The following is a 19,427-nucleotide window of genomic DNA, read 5'->3' on the forward strand; positions in this document are numbered from 1 at the left end:
ATAGCTCTTACACCTAGTAATGATGTAACCTTTTGATTGTAAAAATAATAAGTAAATGATAAAATAGTTTATATTGGTTATTATTATCATTGAATCCTTTCCTGCGGTGATTGCTCTCTAGAGATTATCGGCCTGAAAAGGCTATGCCATGGCGGCAACCCAATAAAAGATTAAGATTCGCCTTTAGCACCCGTGGACGGGTTTAAAACTTTGTTTTAAATCGCGTTGCGATGTCATAGGGCGTACAAAGTCTAGGCCTCTGGTCTGGATTTGCCATTAAATCCGGCTCTCCTCCGGTCATCAGCCATGATGCAAACTGGCTCAGGTGTTCAGCGTTTGAGGCTCCTTACCTCTTGGATGGCGCTGATCACCTCCTCATTCCTACCAGTGAAATTCACACCGGGCCTCTCTCCGTCCGGTTTTCTTTTTCATCGGAACAATTCGAAAGGCTGGCCCTGTCGCCGTTTACGGCTCAAGCAGGCGCTGGCCTTTTGTTTACATAGCTATGTGAAATTTAACGGGAGTTAATTATATGAAAATGGGAACAACTGAACGTTCTTACAATGACGTGATCGCGTATGCAGTCGATCCGAATTTTGACCGCAAGACTATTACTGTCGATCTGGCTGTAGAAGTCCAGCCGGGTAGTTGCATTACCAGCGCTGGGGCTGCTTATGTCTCTGGTGATGACTGCCTGCTGGTCCTGAGCCACCACAGGGCAGAAGATGCTGCTCATATCATCGTTGCTGATCGCGGGATTTACATCAAACAAGACACCATCGTCGCTGTTATGGGCGCTACCGCTGCCGCCAATGCTATTGCAGCACTCACCAAAATGGGCGCAATCCGTACCAGCGCACCGGACGCAGAATAATAAGGAGAAGACAACATGGGACTATCAACCAATTTCAGCTACGCGGATTACACCAATACTTTTGTGAACATGGATGCAAAGAACACTTTGCTGTCCACGCTTAATGTTTTCAGTGATCGTCAGACTTCTGCAAGTCCGAAGGTGAGTCTCGATATCATTGATGAAGTCGCTCAGAAGGTGGCAAGCTCTGTTAATCGTTACGGCTCTGAGTGGTCTAGCATTCCTAAGCGTAGCGCTAGCAATCACCTGATTGAAGCTCCGCTTTATGCTTTTCAGGACCGTATTACAGCGTCAGACGTGCAACCATATCGCAAACCAGGCTCCGACCTGCAAATGTCTGTAATGGATGCGGTCACTTCTTCTGCTGTAGCAATGCACGATAAGTACATGCGTACCCGTGAGCGGATTTTTGCTGATGCGCTTTTTCGTAATACCGTCGAAGCGACCTACACCCAGCAGCCGATCATTTCCTGGGAAGATGAATTTGGATATCAACAGGCAACTGGGACAATCAAAACCAACGTTAGCTCTGGTGACCCACTTCGCAGCCTCGATGATGCTGTAACCGCCGCTAAAGTGCGTATGGGGGGGCTTGCTGGTCAGCTTGATGGATTTATCCTGTTTGCAGGTAGTAATGTTTTTCGCGGCATCAAGTATCACCCAGACGTGCGCCAGAATGTTCAGTTCGGTATGCTTGATCGTGATGTACTGTTTAACAAAGAAGTGCTTCCGGCGTTCTCAACTTTCATTATTGAAAATGTCCGAGTGGTGGAAGTAACGGACCAAAATCTTTATGGAATTGGTCCGGATGAATCCTTCTTGGTTCCGCGCTTTAGCAAACCACTATCCTCTGATATTGCTCTGCCTTTCGGTTATGTAGCAACGGCTACCAGCCGCAATCTTGATCTTGCATTTGCTGATCCGGTTGATTTCCGTATCTGGAGCATACAGGACAAGTTTAAGAACGTGGAGCTATTCGCGGAAAGCTCAATCTTGCCTGTGGTGTACCGTCCAGACTTTGTGACCAAACTGGCGAACGACGCAGCTTAACGATCAGTGAGCAGTTATTGGGGACGCATTGTCCCCGCTGCTGGCGAGGCAAAGAAGAGGAGATACACAGATACCCGTTATCGGGTTTGCCTGTGGCAAATCTCGAAAGGAGATACATATGAAATTAGCTTTGATCGGTACTGGCAACATGCCGCTGATGCAGTGGATTCTGGACGGTAAAGGCGATGATTCGATCATCAACATGTCTGCATTAGCACGCAGGCTTGAGAGTAGTCGTTCCAGCTTACTTGACCGCATCCATACGCATGGATTCGACAGCGCTATTAGGTACTACTTGAGCGAACAGCGACAATGGAAACTGAAAACATGAGAGCCGGGTTAATCCCGGCTTTTTTTTAGCGCTTTTTATTCGATTGAGAAACAACCGAACCAGCTAAGGTTTTAGTAACCTCGCTTGAACGTGGGTTTTTCAAAGCTGCTGATGCTTTGGCTTCCATGTTCGCGCCAGTCTGATTTTTTGTTCCTGCTTGTGATAGCACCGAACCCGCTAAACTTTTCTGAATCGCAGAGGCGTTTGGGTTGTTTAGAGTCTCTGCCGCCAGATGAGCTACATCTTTCGAGGATTGCTTATCATTGTTCGCCATTTCAACACCTATTCACGGGATGGATTTTTGGATATATTGTATTTGTTATATCAATAAACACAATATGTAGTAGTTATGATAGAAGCGAAGCGGCAAGCTTAACAAGCTCGGAAAAAAGTTTTTACTGGTTTTATGACCAGTGTCAATTGTTTGATAACTGACCGTTTACGAATTGGTAGAGAAGTCATATAGGTAGTGTGCAGGCATAAGCTTGTAATACTCAGGACAAACCAAATGGCAGATAACTTACAGCGTCGGCAGCCAGAAGATAAACGTTTCATCAGCTTGAGTGAATCTTGGGAAGTAGCATATTGGACCCAAGCGTTGGGTGTTACTGAATCTCAGCTTAGGGCTGCTGTTAGAGCTGTTGGTAATGGCACCGCTAAGGTAAGAGCACATCTAGGTAAATAGATTTGTGAAGGCACCTATAATTGTGCTGTTGAGGCTGGGGAAACCCGGCCTTTTTTGTGTTCGGTGTTTGGTACTGTGAGCCACAACTTGAGACCCAAGCTGGGACACAGAGCATTTTTTAGGGTTGAGTCTTTGGCTTTCCGCTGGCATTATCCAGAACAGGGATTAACGGGACGTTAATCGCAAGCTTTTGATTTTGTTTTATTTGACTCGGGGTGCCCTTCTTTGTGAAGGCTGAGAAATACCCGTATTACCTGATCTGGATAATGCCAGCGTAGGTTGCCAAGATTCCGGTTAATGATCATGGGATTACATTTCTTTTTGTCCATTTATGAAAAATCTAAGGTACAAAAAGAGCGTAATCATGAGGTACAAAACCCTTCCATACACGTTTCAAAGAAACGGTAACTACTATCTACAGAGCCGGCTTTCAAATGGCAGGATGTACAAAAAATCGCTTCTCACTGATAGCTATCGCGAAGCCTCTGCTTTGATGATTGGCATCATACCACAAGTCCCTTTTGTTAAATCATTAGCCATCACAATCCCGATGTTTGATGCCTTTGTTTCAAACCTGATTATGTCAAAACTTAGGGCTGTAAAAGTTCCGCTGCTATCGCATCAGTCGATAATTGCTCCTGCTAAATTCGAGGAACCAGCGGCACAAGCCGAAACGCAAAACGTGCTAACTCTTTCTGATGTGTGGGCTATGTACAAAGCGGAGAAGGGTAAAACATGGACAAAATCGATCTCAAGGGCGAATGAGCGTTACATGGAAGTCTTGATGGTTGTCTTGGGAGAGACAACTGACGTAGCGGCGATTACTAAGCAGGACATCAAGCAGGTGATGGAAGTTGTTGAGAATTTGCCTAAGCGTGTTGTCCAACCGTATCGTTCAATGAACATCCAGCAACTGATTGAATGTGATGATGTATCACCAAATGAGTTAGTAGGAGCAGAAGCCATTCATAAGCATCTCAAAATCTACAAATCGCTATTCAAGACCTTTCTCACAGAAAACAAAGATATTTTGATGAAATCCCCAACTGATGGTGTAGTGGCTGCACCATCTAAAGCAAGGTTCGGTGCATACAGTTCGGCGGAGATGAAGAAGTTTGTAGAGTGGGCACTTAAGCAGCCGGATGGCTGGCAGAAATGGATAACATTGTTGTTGGCATACACAGGAGCCAGAAGGGGAGAAATTGCCAAACTGGAAAAATCACAAATCAAATATGATGAGGATAGCCAGCGATATTACTTCCTGCTTGCAGAAGGAGGGCAGGGGAAAACAGAAAATGCCACCCGACAAGTAGTGATTCACCCCAAGCTCATCGAATGGGGATTTATGTATTATGTAGATCGCCAATGGAAAGAGCGGATTTTCTCAGAAGTTGCGGGTACGAACATGACTAATATAGGTAAAGAATTTGCTAACGTGCGTGACCAGCTTGGCATTCCGTACTTAGATGACTTTGGACAGCGGAGGCTGCTGCATAGCATTCGTCACTCCGTTTGCTCTGCTGCGATGTCTGGATGGGTAACTAACATCTTGCATTTGCAACAAACGGTAGGTCATGAAAAAAGCGGTGGAATCACAAAACGCTATCTGCATACCTTCCCTCTATCGTCAATTTGTTATGTAGTTGATGGGATTTGTTGGATTTAACGTTATGTTTAATCAATGGATTATATGAGGATTTTATCCATGATTAGGTTTTGATGGTTTCGAGAGTATTGGTCTACAAATTACAATACTTGGGTAAATTGCCCTTTGATTTATTTAGAGTTGAGAGTAATAGCTAAGAGATTTTGATAACACCATTGATGTGATCTAAGTCACATTTTTATGAGCTAACCTGATTGTCTAAGAAGTTTGAATTCTGCTATGCTTGCGAGAACTAACAGCATGAAAAAAATACAAATAAGGTAAGGGATTCTAATGGCGTTGAAAGTTTTTATTAGCTACTCGCACAAAGATGAAACGTATAAAGAAACTTTAGATGAACATTTATCTTTGCTCAAACGTAACGAAATAATTGATACATGGAATGATAGAAGGTTAATTGCTGGACAAAAATGGGAGAATGAGATATCTGAAAATCTTTTAGATTCAGATATTATCATTTTCCTTGTAAGCTCAAGCTTTATTTCCTCTGACTATTGTTATGGAATTGAGATGAAAAAGGCATTAGAGCTACATAACAGCGGTAATAGTATCGTTGTACCATTAATTATTCGCCCTTGTGATTGGACATCGGCGGAATTTGGAAGTATTCAAGGTTTGCCAAAAGATGCTATCCCTGTTTCAAAATGGGATCATGAAGATGATGCGTGGTTAAACGCAGTTAACGGTATTAAGAGGTTAATTAGTAACATCAGTGAAAAAAAAAACTAACCCCTTCATCATCTTCACAGGTTTTAGTAAGCAAAGATACGTTAAAATGGTTGGATGACACAGAAGTTGTTCTAACACATAGAGCCGTAACGAAGGTCAGGCTACGTGATATCTATGTGTCTTGTGATATGAAAAATGCCACAGCAGTTGATGTAGTTAAAAGTAATGAAGTTGAATACATAAATTCTGATGTGATTATTGGCGAACCAAAATATTATTTGATTACTGGAGAGGAACAGCAGGGGAAAACATCTCTACTTAAGAGTACTTTTAGAAAATTAGCTGAAAGTGGTTCTCCAGTAATTTATGTTGATGCAAAAAACATTAAAACATCCGACATTAATACCGTTATTGGAAGTGAACTTAAGAAACAATATGATGATTTCTCTCTTGACAGTTTCTTGCAATCAGATGAAAAAGTTATTCTAATTGATGGAATAGACTTCATTGGTTTGAATAGTAAATATCGCGATCTTTTTCTCTCAAATTTGAAGAGTCAATTTCAACACATAATAATTACTTGTAATACTTCTTATTCTTATATCTATCCAGAAGTGTACGAATTGAATGACTTTACTATCTATGATCTATTAGGGCTTGGCCATGTTAAGCGTACCGAATTAATAGAGAAATGGATTTCATTAGGTAAAGAGGAGTCTATTGACGAATCGACATTATATGAACAATGTGATGAGTTCAAACTTAAGTTAGATACTATTATTCGGAAAAACATTGTTCCGCCAAAACCAATTTATGTTTTGATTTTGTTACAGATGTTTGAAGCATATTCCCAGCAAAATCTCGAAATGACTTCATATGGACACTGCTATCAGCAATTGGTTTATCAGTGCTTTGATCACGCAAAAATTCCCAAAAAAGATGTTGAAAAATATCTTAATGTTTTGACGGAATTAGCTTGGAAAATGCATACAAATAATGGTCAGATTCTTGAGTCTGAGTTGCCATTGTTTTTCAAAGAATATGGGAGTGTTTATCTAACAGTAAATGGCGAAGAGATTATTAAGACACTTAGAAATAACTCCATACTTTTTTCTGATGGTTTTAATATAAAGTTTAAGTACCCTTACCTATTTTATTTCTTCGCTGCAAAGAAAATCGCGGAACAGTATGTACAAGACGAACAGGTTCGCAATGATTTCCGTAATCTTTTGTCATCTTTGCACAGAGAAGATTATGCAAATATTTTGGTTTTTGTAACCCATCATACAAAAGATTCTTGGGTATTGACTGAAATTAAAAATACTCTTTCTGAGCTTTTTCACGAACAGCAACCTGCGACCCTTGAGAAAGATCAGCTTATCTTTATGAGTGAGTTTATTGCACAAATTCCTGACCTTATTTTAGAACAAAGGGAAATCAAAACTGAACGTGAAAAGCATGATCAGCAGCTCGATAAAATTGAAAAGGCACATTCTGAATTAAATGATTCAGATGATGATTACGAGCAACCAGATATATTAGCAAAAATCAACAAAACTTTCAAAGGGATGGAGGTTTCAGGCCAAATTATTCGTAATAGATATGCAACTCTAACAAGGCAAGATTTATATGAGTTAGCATCTAATGGTGCTGAAACTGGCTTGAGGTTTTTAGATTATTTCATCCAGCTTTCGAATACTGCGAAAAGTGAAATTGTATCACTTATTGAGAATACTCTCAAAGAACATCCAAATTTAACTGATGAGCAAATAAATAAGCAAGCAAGGCATGTGTTTTTGCAAATGACATATGGCGTAATTAATGGAGTTATCCGTAAGATAGCCTCGTCAATAGGTTCCAGAGAGGCCTCAGAAATTTATTCATCACTTAAATATAAGAACTCCGAATCTCCAGCTATTATTCTGCTTAATCAAGCCATTGAACTGCAATTTATGCGAACAATTAATATTCCAAAGCTTTCTGATACCACGCAAAAGTTAAAGGGTAACCCAGTCTGCATTAGAATACTTAAGGAAATGGTCATTCAACATACCTATATGTTCCCGGTAGGATACAAAGAAAAACAACAAATAGCTGAGTTGCTCGATTTAAGTGTCAAGCAACAACGTATAATGGATTCGAAAAAAATAGGGAAAGCTTAATTTACAATAATGACTTATTTAATCTATTGGTACATAGTTTTCCAATAGTTCTACTCTCATCTTATGTAGCGATTAAGCATCCTTAATCGCTACATACTATGCATGTCGCTAAGCATGATTTAATGTAGCGATATGCCTTGATTTTTTGTCGCTACACTATATAATAAATCGCAACATACAAATCGATACGATTCGGATTTTTTGATATGGCACATGTAGCGTACATTCGCGTTTCTTGTCTCCAGCAAAACAGTGATCGACAATTAGCTGATACAGGGATTTCATTTCACAAAGTATTCACTGAGAAAGTAAGTGCTAAAGACACTAATCGCGATGAATTTCTAAAAATGATGGAATATTTACGCGAAGGAGATACTTTACATGTGCATGAGATCAGCCGCCTCGCTCGTAATACTGCTGACCTTCTTTCTACAGTTGATACTCTGACCAAGCGAGGCGTAGCAATCCAGTTCCACAAAGAAGGCATAAAGACTGGTGATAACTCTCCCACTGGTAATCTGGTTCTAACGTTACTGGCAGGTATAGCTCAAATGGAACGGGAACAAATGTTACTTCGTCAGCGTGAAGGCTATGAGGCTGCTAAGGCCGCTGGCCGTATTGCTGGACGTGGAAACGCAAGAAATATTCCGAGAGCTGAAATTGTGGCAGCATTAGAATCTGGTGGAAGTGTTCGCTCTGTAGCCGCAGAATTCTGTGTGAGTACCAATACCATTAGCCGAATCAAGAAAGAAATGAATAACACGAATCTTTCGTTAAAGATGCAATGACAAAAAAGGCTTTTAATATCATTCAGCAAAGCTGAATGTAAATGGCATGAATTAATGCATAGATATTTTTGTAATGAACCTGATTAATTTATATTTGGGGTTCTGCTACGCGAATGGAGCAATGATAATATTTACGCATTACTAATAGTGGATTTCCACCAGCAATAGATCTGTCCATCCCTTAAAAAAGGTAGCTTACGCTACCTTTCTCTATTTAATCGCCTAAATTCGTACTATTTCTTAGCCTATTGAGGTCAATCGCTTTATCCTTTATAACGTTCATTTTGGATTCAGCAGAGATTAATGTCCATATAGTACCTTCCTCTTTTTTATAGAACTCTTCAATTCCTTTATAGTACGTATTTCTGTACTTTATCCATTCACGCTGAGAGTCCCGTAAAGCAACACGTGCATTATCGGGAAGATCTTTCATTAGTAGCTTATACTGTGTGCCAAGTTCTTTATCCCACGCAGTAGTAGCTATTGCATAACACTGAACTGTGTCGATTGAGCTAACTGCATTCATTTTGCATTTTTGTAAGGTACTATCAATACTACTTCCTATCTCATCTGCCAAAGCACTCTGAGTCATAAAGGCAAGGAAAAACAATAAGTTGATTGCAATTTTCATCTTGATTCCTTTATTTTGCCAGAAGCAAATATGTCCCATTCTTGGAGTAAAAGCGATATTCATTCTGCCCTAAAGTAGCCTGGCCGTCTCCATTCTTCGATAGATCCTCTAAAAATGGTTGGATATCATGTGGATTAGTTGTTTTTTGAAGTACCATCATTATTTTCATGTTTGAAATGATAAATGTTGATAAATTACCGCCTTCATGAGAATTAAACATCATACCCAAGTAATTTATTTTATTTGTTTGTACATTTACTAGCACTACCATGTTGATTTTACCTGGTAACTGATATGTATATGCTTTTTTCTTGCTTGTATAATCAACCTTTATTCCTGACACTTTGAAAAGATATTGAATTTGATTATTGAAATTATCGAAATCAATTTCCATATCTGTATCTGAGTACTGGAGGTATGGGGTAAAAAAGCTATCTATACCTGATTTAAATTCTTGGTTTAAAATTTTTTCATTGTTATCATTAAATTGGTTTACACTGATACGCTCAGAAGTATTCTGTTTCAGTTCTGATTTTGGGATAACTATTGCAGCCAGAATCATTAAAACTGAAAAGCATAGGAATGCCATAATACTTGGGATTATCCAGGTTTTAAAAACACCACTTCGCGACTGACTATATTTTCTTTTAAGTTTTATAAAGGTAAGAGAGCTAATACCAATAATTAATACAAATACTATTAATGCTAACATTATATCCCCTTAGTTTTATAACATTTCCGATTATCAATCGATTGCGTGCAGTAAAATCACGTATTGAATAGGTAATAAAATAACCTGGCTATTTTAGATATCTCTCTGGCCAAATTTCTCTAACTGGTTTCCCTATATATTCAGCAATGATTTTTTCACCTTTAGGCCAGTGCCTTTCGAGGGCATTATATAAGGTACGTTCATGTAGCCCATTTTCACGTGAAAGTTGGGCTAAAGTACCTCCTTTCTTTTTTATAGCAGCCAAAATATCGGCACGATGCCAATTCACGGTACTGGAATTTTGCTCCATATTTTGCGATCCTAACTGATTATGATTACTCATAATGACCACTCATTACTAGATTCAGGAACATCATTGATCAACAAAAGGAATATGTCAATTCAATAAAAAGTATTTATTCCTTTTAATGGTCATTTAAAGGTACTTTAATGGAAGATCTAAAGAGAAGTAGCATCGAGCAGTTTAGCCTCAGGTTGAAATCACTAGTTCAACCTGGTACAGGCCGTGCTTTCGCAAAGAAAGCAGGTATCGGTTATAGTACCTTGCATAATTACCTTTCTGCCGCTTCAAGCCCAACCCTAGACAATCTTGTACTACTTGCTAATGCTGCTAATGTCACTATCGAATGGCTGGCAACTGGTAAAGAGAACGATATCGGGCCGGAGAGAGAGGGTATAGTTAGTGTGCCTTTTATAGATCATTCCCAACCGAACCTAAAACTTGATTCGTCATTACTTAATGAGTTAGACCGGGCATCTTTGGTAGCACTGAAAGTTGATACCGATGCTATGTATCCAACCTTTAACGTTGGTTCAATATTAATAATTGATAAAAATGATAAAGAAATACTCGATAACAAAATTATTGTGTTGCCATATAAAAATAGCTATCTCAGTAAGAGAGTGCAAATTGCAATTAACGAAATAATTTTGTTGAGTGATAATCCGGTCAGCCCCCCAGTTTCTGTATCTGAAAGAACTGATTCTAAACTGGAAATAGTTGGAACAGTAAAATTAATTATTAATAGCAATTAGATGATTTACTTGGTAACAGAGGAACAACTACATGCATGATTCAATTGAATCCTTTAGATATCACAACGCTACTTGTTTCTATACTTCACGACTGCTCTTCGAGCATGTCGAAAATTATATAGTTCTCAACTCACTACGTTCATTGAGAACTATATAATTTTACATTTATTAATTGATTAGCTTTAACAGCATTCATTCTTGACGAGATTTCTTGGATACAACCCGATCCCCCCCGCAGGGGGGAAGGAATAAAGGAACGCAATTATATTGCGTTCCTTGACGCTGATGCTTATCAACAATTCATGTCGTAAATTTCGAATAGATCTTTATATTACTGATCTAGAACGAGCGAAAGCGGGTTGCCCTGTTTCTCCCTATCACGGTCCTTATGCAACGGTCGTAGTTCTTCACTACACTACTTATTAGCACTACATGAACAATACTAATAAGTGCCTAAATACTCAATTTTTTGACGGATCTATATTATTAGATTCACCAAAGAAAATCTATTACGAGTAATAGGCTCCCTTATACCCTTCTCCTTTATTGAAAAAATAAAGGTTTGGTCTTATATGTCTATCATGGGAATCTTGCGGGGTATTATTGCTTATTCCTTTATAGTGCCGCATTGCCGTGCCTCCTGCGATTCCGTCTTATTGGTCTGGGAATTTCGCTCGGGATATTTGCACGGGTCTCTTTTGCACTTCGTTCTGCTGGTCAACTCAACTGCCATCTACATTTTCGATAGGATCAGGTTTTAATTTATCTAAGTCATGAGACTTAGCCAGTCAGTATTGTATTTTTGTACTATAAGTATAGGACATAACTATTTATTGTTTCATGTTTTTTTATCTATAATAATCATCGAAACTTATTGATATCTTAGATATGCCTCAAATGTTTTAATCTTTTTATATAAGATTTAATTAGTGCCTGTAGTTACAAGCTTTGTTAAGTAACCTGCCTTTAGAGAACAGGATTTTTTTCATATGGTTATGTTTGTGATTGATTGAAAATTTAAAGGGATTACTTCCTTAAATTAAAAATACTTTGGTTTTAATGTGTTTTATTTTTTATATTTATAGTATAAAAACTACATCTACTTTTTTATGTATGAAAATAGATGCATACATGTTACCTTAGTTTTTATCGCTTATTGTTGAGTTTCTTTTTTTACCCATTCCATTGCCTTGTTATGCATATCAGGTGGGAAGTTGTTAAAGTACATCATTGATTCATATTCAGCTTCTAGTTCTTTTAATTGAGATAACATTATTTCTTCATCATATTCATCCATTTTAATTACCTTTTATTTTTTAAAGTGGCATTCATTGCCTCATTTATAGTATAAGACATAATCTCGATTCGTTTCAAAAATAATCACACTCTTATTACATGTTTATGATTTTCTTTCTAAATGCGGAAAAATTACAGACTTTTTTAATTAATAAAAATTAAATATCTGTTGGTGATTTTTATAATAGTATTAAATAGTGCGTGAATTTATATTAGTATTACGCTGTTTTTACCTATTTTTTATAATCGAAACAAATTAAGTAATATGTGGTTATTAGCGTTCAAATAATTGATGTTGGTTTAAGTAATATAAAGCTTCTTATCACCATTGGGGTACAAATTGAGGTACAAGGTGAGGTACAGTCTGAACAATAGCTGGCGGCAAGTACTGGCTTGCGTCAACGAGTAACTTCCTCTAATCTATTAATTGATAAAGAAATGTAGTCAACATGACTCGGGGTGCCCCTTTTTACAAAGGGCTGAGAAATACCCGTACCACCTGATCTGGATAATGCCAGCGTAGGGAAGTCAGATGCCTGCCCGGCATCCCTTCTTCACGCCGGGCAGGAGCGAATCGATGCAACCTGACCTGCTTCACCGTGCGCAAATCGCGCAAATTCTTCAGCAATTCCGTCAATGTAAGCCGCTTGTCCACTGCATGACGAACGATGTGGTGCAGACCTTTACGGCCAATGTCCTGCTGGCGTTGGGGGCGTCCCCGGCGATGGTGATTGACCGCGACGAAGCGCAGCAATTTGCCGCCATGGCTGACGCGCTGCTGATTAATGTCGGCACACTGACCCGGGAGCGCGCCGATGCGATGCACGCGGCCATCCTGAGCGCTAATGCCGCCCGTAAACCCTGGACGCTGGATCCGGTTGCCGTCGGGGCATTAACCTTCCGCAGCGATTTTTGTCGCGAGCTTTTGTCTTTGCAGCCTGCCGCCATACGCGGTAACGCTTCGGAAATTATGGCGCTTGCCGGGATGAGTGCCGGAGGGCGCGGTGTTGACACTACCGATACCGCCATTGCCGCGCTGCCTGCGGCCCAGGCGCTGGCCCGCCAGGCGGGGACCATTGTTGCGGTAACCGGTGAGGTGGATTACATCACCGATGGCCTTCGCACCCTGCGCGTTACGGGGGGCGACCTGCTGATGACCCGGGTGGTGGGAACAGGCTGTGCGCTGTCTGCGGTGGTAGCCGCCTGCTGTGCATTACCCGGCGATCGCCTGTATAACGTGGCGGCGGCCTGCGCCTTTATGGCACAGGCAGGCAGCCTGGCCGTGGCGACCACGCGCGGGCCTGGCAGCTTTATCCCGGCGTTTCTCGATGCCCTCTATACGCTTCACGGGGAGGTACTGGTATGAAACGGATCAACGCACTGACCATTGCCGGAACGGATCCCAGCGGCGGAGCGGGTATTCAGGCGGATTTGAAAACTTTTTCGGCGCTGGGCGCCTACGGCTGTTCGGTCATTACCGCGCTGGTGGCGCAAAATACCCGCGGCGTACAGTCGGTTTATCGCATTGAACCTGATTTTGTTGCCGCGCAACTGGATTCGGTGTTCAGCGATGTGCGCATTGATACGACCAAAATCGGCATGCTGGCGGAAACCGATATTGTTGAAGCAGTGGCGGAGCGTTTGCGCCGCTATCAGGTGCAAAATGTGGTGCTCGATACCGTCATGCTGGCAAAAAGCGGTGACCCGCTGCTTTCCCCCTCGGCGGTAACGGCGCTGCGACAACATCTGTTGCCACTGGTATCACTGATTACTCCCAATCTGCCCGAGGCCGCCGCGCTGCTGGATGCCCCTCACGCCCGCAGCGAACGTGAGATGCATGAGCAGGGGCAGGCGTTGCTGGCGCTGGGATGCGAAGCGGTGTTAATCAAAGGCGGGCATCTGGATAACGATGAAAGCCCGGACTGGCTCTTTACCCGTAATGGCACTGAACGTTTTACCGCCCCCAGGATAAAAACCAAAAATACCCACGGCACGGGCTGTACGCTGTCGGCCGCCCTGGCGGCACTGCGTCCACGTCACGCGGACTGGGCTTCAACGGTCAATGAGGCCAAGCGCTGGCTGTCAGCGGCACTGGCCCAGGCCGACACGCTGGAGGTGGGACATGGCATCGGCCCGGTACACCATTTTCATGCATGGTGGTGAGGGGGGCGGGGTGGACAATATTGAGCTTCGCACAGCGGTAAACCACTAGCCGAAACGTGCCACCAGAAAATGCTGAAAAACGGCGATATGGTGGCAAGCCTCGACAAACGGTACCAGGCTTATTCTGCCCATTCATCGGGTCAGGACAAACCACATCCGCCTTTGTGCGGAGCTTACGGGAGTATAGCGATGACTGATATTGTGCAGTTACTAGGCAACGATGCCGACACCCTTTTACAACACCGTTGCACGACCATTGCGGCCGACCAACTCTACCTGCCGGGAGAGGATTACGTCACCCGTGTGATGATGGATAACAACCGTCCGCCAGCGGTACTGCGTAACATGCAGACGTTGTATAACACGGGCCGACTTGCCAAAACGGGTTATCTGTCGATTTTGCCGGTTGATCAGGGTATCGAACATTCCGCCGGGGCCTCGTTTGCTGCTAACCCGCTCTATTTCGATCCCAAAAACATCGTTGAGCTGGCGATTGAAGCGGGGTGTAACTGTGTGGCGTCCACCTATGGGGTGCTGGCTTCTGTGGCGCGCCGCTACGCGCACCGTATTCCGTTCCTGGTCAAGCTTAACCACAACGAAACCCTAAGCTATCCCACCGAATATGACCAGACGCTCTATGCAAGCGTAGAGCAGGCGTTCAACATGGGGGCTGTCGCCGTTGGCGCGACCATCTATTTTGGCTCTGAGGAGTCACGTCGGCAGATTGAAGAAATTTCTGCCGCATTTGAACGTGCTCATGAGTTGGGGATGGTCACGGTGCTGTGGGCGTACCTGCGTAATCCGGCATTCAAAAAAGATGGCGTGGATTACCATGTTTCCGCCGACCTGACCGGCCAGGCTAACCATATTGCGGCAACCATCGGTGCGGACATCGTCAAACAGAAAATGGCGGAAAACAACGGCGGTTATAAAGCGGTAAACTTCGGCTATACCGATGAACGCGTCTACAGCAAGTTGACCAGTGACAACCCTATCGATCTGGTGCGCTATCAACTGGCAAACTGTTACATGGGGCGCGCCGGCTTAATTAACTCTGGCGGCGCGGCCGGTGGTGAAACCGATTTAAGCGATGCAGTGCGCACGGCGGTTATTAATAAGCGTGCAGGCGGCATGGGCCTGATTCTTGGCCGTAAGGCGTTTAAAAAGTCGATGGCCGACGGTGTGAAATTAATTAATGCCGTTCAGGATGTTTATCTCGATAAGAAAGTGACTATCGCTTAAATACCAGCATGAATTATGATTCCCTTTTCGCCAGACGGAGAGGGAATCTCTTTTCAAATATCTTTCTTCTTTTACATTAATCCTCCCTCATTCGCCTACCAACATCCCGTTTAATCATATTTAAGAGAATAAATATTGTACAGTGGCTTTGTCCCTTTTTGTTTCTTTATTGCATTTATTATCAATGGATTATGTTTGTCATTTGCGATCTTAAATCTTATTTAAGGTTGCGAGTGATCTGTGCTCAGATAATAAACCTTTTAATTGTACGGATTAATCTTAAACTGCCGGAAATCGTCAGGTTATTTCGACGATTCATTTCCGGTACTTAGGAATTCACAACATAAAGGAAATATAAAAATGACTTTCCACTCTCGCAAAAATATTGCCTCCATGACGGGCATCGCAGCACTGATTATAAGCCAGACGGTGATGGCAGATTCAGCCAATACCATTTCTTTCAAAGGCGAAGTTAGCGAACAAACCTGTGAAGTGACTATTAATGGCGTGACGGCGCGGCCGGTAGTGTTGCTACCAACGGTATCAAAAAGTCTGCTGGCAACGGCAGATTCTTCCGCTGGCCTGACAAGTTTCACCCTTGGCGTTACCGGCTGTGCCGTGACGTCGGGGGCGCTGGATATCAAGACGGTCTTTATCGGTAATAACGTCAGCGCCACCGGTAATCTGGAAAACACCGGTACGGCGACCAATGTTGAGCTGCAACTGCTGACTGATGCAGGCGGAGCAACGCCCATCGATCTGCGCAGCGCAACGCCAGTGGCTGGTGTGACCGTCGCGGCGGGGCAGACCGAAGGTGAACATGATTTTGCGGTGCAATATTACAGCCCAGGCGGTAGCGCCACGGCAGGTACTGTTCTGGGATCTGTTCAGTACGCCATCACCTATCTCTGACAAAAGGTACGGCAATGAAAAGGACGTTTTGTGGAATAGCAGGGATGCTGTTGTGCTTCGCAGCGCAGTCCAGTGTCGTCATGACGGGAAGCCGGGTGGTTTATCCGGCAGGCACCAAAGAGGTGAGCGTTCAGCTTACCAACAATGACGCCTGGCCCGCTGCGGTGCAGGTGTGGCTCGACGATGGTGATGTAAATTCGACGCCGCAAACGGCAAAGGCCCCCTTTTTTACCACACCACCGCTATTTCGTCTGGCACCGAAAGCGGGTCAGACGGTCCGCCTGCGTTTTACCGGGCAGGCGACACCCACGGACAGGGAGTCTCTGTGGTGGCTGAATTTCATGCAGATCCCGCCAGTACAGGAAAGTGAAAAGCAAGCAAACCAGCTACTGGTGATGATGCGTAATCGGGTGAAAGTCTTCTACCGCCCGGTCGGGCTGACCGGTTCGCCGCAGGAGATGGCCAAAACCACCCGCATTGGGCTGCGTAAAGGGCAACTGTGGTTACGTAATGACAGCGGCTACTACCTGTCGCTCTCACGACTTGTGGTCAGCGGTGGCGGTAAAACGCAGGAAATTGTCGGCAAAACGATTGCCCCCTGGTCAACGCAAGCATGGCCTGCAACGGTCAGCGTATTGAATCACGCCACCATGAGCTGGCTTAACGATCAGGGTGCCTCCCTGAACGGCACGCCAGAGCGGGAATGATCCGCGTGAAAGCGGCGAGCGCACTACTGTGCGGGCTTTGCGCGCTGCCGCTGTACGCCGCTGAATATACCTTCGATGAGACGTTACTGCTGGGGAGTGGCTACGGGGAAGGGATTGCCCGTCTGAACGAAGATAATCAGCCGGTTGCGGGGCAGTACAGTGCTGATGTGTGGCTTAACGGTACATTTGTCAGCCAGCGCGATGTCCTGTTTGTCGCGGATAAATCTGGTGGTGTCCAGCCCTGCCTGCCGGAGGGGTTCTGGCAGGAGCAGGGCGTAACAACCAACGTTTCAACGCAGGCGGACTGTTACATCCCTGCTGAACGGGTTTCAGGCGGCGACTGGCATTTTGACCAGGCGACGCTGCGTTTGGATGTGAGCGTGCCGCAGGCTCTGCTCAAACAGACGCCGCGCGACTATGTTGCCCCGACGTTGTGGGACAGCGGTGAAAGCCTGCTGTTTATGAATTACAACGCTCACTACTATCGCAACGATAATGGCGGGCGAAAAAGTGATTATGCCTGGCTCGGCCTGACTGCCGGGCTTAACGTCGGCGCCTGGCAACTACGCCGGCAATCTTCTGCTACCTGGCGACGCTATCAGGGGGAGAGCCGCCAGCAGTGGGACAATCTGCAAAGCTGGCTACAACGCCCGATTGCCCGTCTGGAAAGCATGCTCACCGCTGGTGAGAGTTACACCTCCGGCAATTTGCTCGGTAGCGTTGCGTTTACCGGTGTCCGGCTGGAAACCGATCAGCGCATGTGGCCGCAATCCCGACGTGGTTATGCCCCGGATGTTCGCGGTACAGCGCGCAGCCCGTCGCGTGTGGTGATTAAACAAAATGGCCGCACGTTGTATGAAACGAGTGTACCGGAAGGCCCCTTTGTCATAAATGACCTGCCGGACTCCTCATGGAACGGGGATTTGCAGGTGGAAATTACCGGGGCGGACGGTCAGGTCAGCGGCTTTACCGTTCCCTGGGCCAGTGTGCCGCTGGCGCTACGTCCCGGCGTCTGGCGCTACAGCGCGGTCGTCGGGCGCGCCAGGGATTATCCGGCGACGCGCAATACCTTTGCCGATCTCACCCTCGAACGCGGTATCGCCAATATGCTGACCGCGAACGGTGGCGTGCGCATTGGCGATGATTACCAGGCGCTGGTGGGCGGTGGGGTGCTGGCAACACGGGCGGGGGCGTTTGGGATGGATGCCACCTACTCGCAAAGCCACATTGCTGATGAAAAACTCCGCGGCTGGCGTATACAGACTCAATGGAGCAAAACCTTTTTGCCGACCAACACCCACGTGACGCTGGCGGGTTATCGCTACTCCACCGAAGGGTATCGTGATTTTGGCGATGTCCTGGGACAGCGCAGCGCGCAAAAACGGGGCAATACCTGGCGTTCGGATACGCTCAATCAGCGTAATCAGTTCACGCTGACGGTAAACCAGACGCTGGGGGAATACGGCAATCTGTGGTTATCGGGATCGGTGATGGACTATTACAGTCATCGCGGACGTAATACCCAGCTACAAATGGGATATGGCACCACTCTTGCCGGCGTTAGCTTCAATATCGCGCTAAGTCGCCAGGATGCCTGGTGGCGTTATCGCAATAACGAAGAGGGCGGTTCGTCGCGCCAGGGGCAGAAAGAGAATATCGCCACCCTGACGCTATCAGTCCCGGTGACGCTGGGTCAGCATGAGCACTATGCATCGTTTTCAGCAAGCCAGGCCAAACGCAGTGGTCGAAGCTCGCAGGTTTCGCTGGCAGGGGCGCTCAACGAAGCGCAAACCCTCAATTATGCGCTCTCCAGCGGCTGGCAACAGGGCCGCGATGGCAGTAGCGCACAAACGGACTGGAGCGGGTCGCTACAGCAAATGACGTCGTCTGGCAGCCTTAATACAAGCTATGCGCGCTCGCGTGATTATCAACAATGGACGGCGGGCGGGCGCGGTGCGCTGGTGGTGCATCGTGAAGGCGTCGTCACCGGGCCGTGGCTCGGTGAAACTTTCGCGCTGGTCAAGGCGCCAGGTGCAGAAGGGGCGAAAGTCAGTGGAAGCCAGGGGGCGACAGTGAACAGTCGCGGGTTTGCGCTGGTGCCTTCACTCACCCCTTACCGTTATAACACCATTTCGCTGGATGGCACCGGTATGGATAGTCAGGCCGAGTTACAGGAAAGTCAGCGCCGTATCGCCCCGATGGCGGGAGCGGCGGTAAAACTCACCTTCGCTACGCTGCGCGGGCATGCGTTACTCATCAGCGTAAGCGGCAAAGCCACGCTTATCCCAGGTGAGCAGGTCCGCGATGCGCAAGGCAAAGTGATTGGCATGGTCGGGCAGGGGAATCAGGTTTATGCGCGCGTAGCAGAAAGTGAAGGCGCATTACACATAGCGGAGGGCTGCACCCTGCGCTGGAAACTGAGTGCTGCACAGCGCAAAGAGCCGCTGATTGCGCTGAAACTGCCTTGCGAACAAGGATGATAC

Annotated in this window: 20 protein-coding genes and 2 riboswitches; of the genes, 15 read left to right on the plus strand and 5 right to left on the minus strand. The window is 45.0% G+C overall.

Going from position 1 to position 19,427, the window contains the following annotated elements:
- The first annotated feature begins 532 nt into the window (after positions 1 to 532).
- The 3 genes from ABU190_RS02410 (at position 533) to ABU190_RS02420 (ending at position 2,255) form a co-directional block, all read left to right on the plus strand.
- On the plus strand, positions 533 to 874 hold the full coding sequence (locus ABU190_RS02410) for a hypothetical protein (protein ID WP_182400938.1): 342 nt from the start codon (positions 533 to 535) through the stop codon (positions 872 to 874).
- Positions 875 to 889: 15 nt separating this feature from the next.
- Positions 890 to 1,924, plus strand: coding sequence for a major capsid protein (locus ABU190_RS02415; RefSeq protein WP_354690271.1), 1,035 nt, complete (start codon positions 890 to 892; stop codon positions 1,922 to 1,924).
- Between the two features lie 118 nt (positions 1,925 to 2,042).
- Positions 2,043 to 2,255: a hypothetical protein gene (locus ABU190_RS02420; RefSeq protein WP_354690272.1), complete on the plus strand. Its 213-nt coding sequence runs from the start codon at positions 2,043 to 2,045 to the stop codon at positions 2,253 to 2,255.
- Between the two features lie 25 nt (positions 2,256 to 2,280).
- Here ABU190_RS02420 and ABU190_RS02425 read toward each other — a convergent pair whose 3' ends face one another.
- Complete coding sequence (locus tag ABU190_RS02425; RefSeq protein ID WP_000002667.1) at positions 2,281 to 2,529, minus strand: hypothetical protein; 249 nt, start codon at positions 2,527 to 2,529, stop codon at positions 2,281 to 2,283.
- A gap of 234 nt (positions 2,530 to 2,763) precedes the next feature.
- Here ABU190_RS02425 and ABU190_RS02430 point away from each other — a divergent pair, with 234 nt between their 5' ends.
- From ABU190_RS02430 to ABU190_RS02450, 5 genes are all read left to right on the plus strand, one after another.
- A complete protein-coding gene (locus ABU190_RS02430; protein ID WP_071579603.1) occupies positions 2,764 to 2,940 on the plus strand; it encodes a DUF3606 domain-containing protein in 177 nt (58 codons plus the stop codon).
- 201 nt (positions 2,941 to 3,141) lie between these two features.
- Positions 3,142 to 3,237, plus strand: a riboswitch (TPP riboswitch).
- A gap of 67 nt (positions 3,238 to 3,304) precedes the next feature.
- Positions 3,305 to 4,606, plus strand: a complete 1,302-nt coding sequence (locus ABU190_RS02435) for a tyrosine-type recombinase/integrase (protein WP_354690273.1) — start codon at positions 3,305 to 3,307, stop codon at positions 4,604 to 4,606.
- A 273-nt stretch (positions 4,607 to 4,879) separates the two neighbouring features.
- Positions 4,880 to 5,335: a toll/interleukin-1 receptor domain-containing protein gene (locus tag ABU190_RS02440; protein WP_354690274.1), complete on the plus strand. Its 456-nt coding sequence runs from the start codon at positions 4,880 to 4,882 to the stop codon at positions 5,333 to 5,335.
- A gap of 128 nt (positions 5,336 to 5,463) precedes the next feature.
- Entirely contained in the window at positions 5,464 to 7,437 is a 1,974-nt protein-coding gene (locus tag ABU190_RS02445) for a toll-Interleukin receptor (RefSeq protein WP_354690275.1), read from the plus strand.
- 206 nt (positions 7,438 to 7,643) lie between these two features.
- Positions 7,644 to 8,225, plus strand: a complete 582-nt coding sequence (locus ABU190_RS02450) for a recombinase family protein (protein WP_354690276.1) — start codon at positions 7,644 to 7,646, stop codon at positions 8,223 to 8,225.
- Between the two features lie 214 nt (positions 8,226 to 8,439).
- Here the strand turns inward: ABU190_RS02450 and ABU190_RS02455 are convergent, their stop codons facing one another.
- The 3 genes from ABU190_RS02455 to ABU190_RS02465 form a co-directional block, all read right to left on the minus strand.
- On the minus strand, positions 8,440 to 8,856 hold the full coding sequence (locus ABU190_RS02455) for a lysozyme inhibitor LprI family protein (protein ID WP_354690277.1): 417 nt from the start codon (positions 8,854 to 8,856) through the stop codon (positions 8,440 to 8,442).
- A gap of 10 nt (positions 8,857 to 8,866) precedes the next feature.
- Positions 8,867 to 9,568: a hypothetical protein gene (locus ABU190_RS02460; protein WP_354690278.1), complete on the minus strand. Its 702-nt coding sequence runs from the start codon at positions 9,566 to 9,568 to the stop codon at positions 8,867 to 8,869.
- An 88-nt stretch (positions 9,569 to 9,656) separates the two neighbouring features.
- Positions 9,657 to 9,911: a helix-turn-helix transcriptional regulator gene (locus ABU190_RS02465; protein WP_354690279.1), complete on the minus strand. Its 255-nt coding sequence runs from the start codon at positions 9,909 to 9,911 to the stop codon at positions 9,657 to 9,659.
- A gap of 107 nt (positions 9,912 to 10,018) precedes the next feature.
- Here ABU190_RS02465 and ABU190_RS02470 point away from each other — a divergent pair, with 107 nt between their 5' ends.
- Positions 10,019 to 10,624, plus strand: coding sequence for a S24 family peptidase (locus ABU190_RS02470; RefSeq protein WP_354690280.1), 606 nt, complete (start codon positions 10,019 to 10,021; stop codon positions 10,622 to 10,624).
- A 1,153-nt stretch (positions 10,625 to 11,777) separates the two neighbouring features.
- Here the strand turns inward: ABU190_RS02470 and ABU190_RS02475 are convergent.
- Positions 11,778 to 11,921 (minus strand): hypothetical protein, encoded by a 144-nt coding sequence (locus ABU190_RS02475; RefSeq protein ID WP_354690281.1) that lies wholly within the window; start codon positions 11,919 to 11,921, stop codon positions 11,778 to 11,780.
- Between the two features lie 444 nt (positions 11,922 to 12,365).
- Positions 12,366 to 12,463: riboswitch (TPP riboswitch) on the plus strand.
- A gap of 34 nt (positions 12,464 to 12,497) precedes the next feature.
- Between ABU190_RS02475 and thiM the strand changes: the two genes are divergently transcribed.
- From thiM to ABU190_RS02505, 6 genes are all read left to right on the plus strand, one after another.
- Positions 12,498 to 13,286 carry a hydroxyethylthiazole kinase gene (gene thiM, locus ABU190_RS02480; protein WP_354690282.1) on the plus strand — a complete coding sequence of 263 codons (789 nt, stop codon included), beginning with the start codon at positions 12,498 to 12,500 and terminating at the stop codon, positions 13,284 to 13,286.
- On the plus strand, positions 13,283 to 14,083 hold the full coding sequence (gene thiD / locus ABU190_RS02485) for a bifunctional hydroxymethylpyrimidine kinase/phosphomethylpyrimidine kinase (RefSeq protein WP_354690283.1): 801 nt from the start codon (positions 13,283 to 13,285) through the stop codon (positions 14,081 to 14,083). Before thiM ends, thiD begins: the two co-directional genes overlap by 4 nt.
- Positions 14,084 to 14,272: 189 nt before the next feature.
- On the plus strand, positions 14,273 to 15,325 hold the full coding sequence (fbaB, locus tag ABU190_RS02490) for a class I fructose-bisphosphate aldolase (RefSeq protein WP_041851992.1): 1,053 nt from the start codon (positions 14,273 to 14,275) through the stop codon (positions 15,323 to 15,325).
- 393 nt (positions 15,326 to 15,718) lie between these two features.
- Entirely contained in the window at positions 15,719 to 16,237 is a 519-nt protein-coding gene (locus ABU190_RS02495) for a fimbrial protein (RefSeq protein ID WP_296431289.1), read from the plus strand.
- A gap of 14 nt (positions 16,238 to 16,251) precedes the next feature.
- A complete protein-coding gene (locus tag ABU190_RS02500) occupies positions 16,252 to 16,944 on the plus strand; it encodes a molecular chaperone (RefSeq protein ID WP_354690284.1) in 693 nt (230 codons plus the stop codon).
- Entirely contained in the window at positions 16,941 to 19,424 is a 2,484-nt protein-coding gene (locus ABU190_RS02505) for a fimbria/pilus outer membrane usher protein (RefSeq protein ID WP_354690285.1), read from the plus strand. The genes ABU190_RS02500 and ABU190_RS02505 overlap by 4 nt, the downstream gene beginning before the upstream one ends.
- Positions 19,425 to 19,427 lie beyond the last annotated feature (3 nt).

This window comes from Phytobacter sp. RSE-02 (assembly GCF_040578655.1).
GTDB lineage: Bacteria > Pseudomonadota > Gammaproteobacteria > Enterobacterales > Enterobacteriaceae > Phytobacter > Phytobacter diazotrophicus.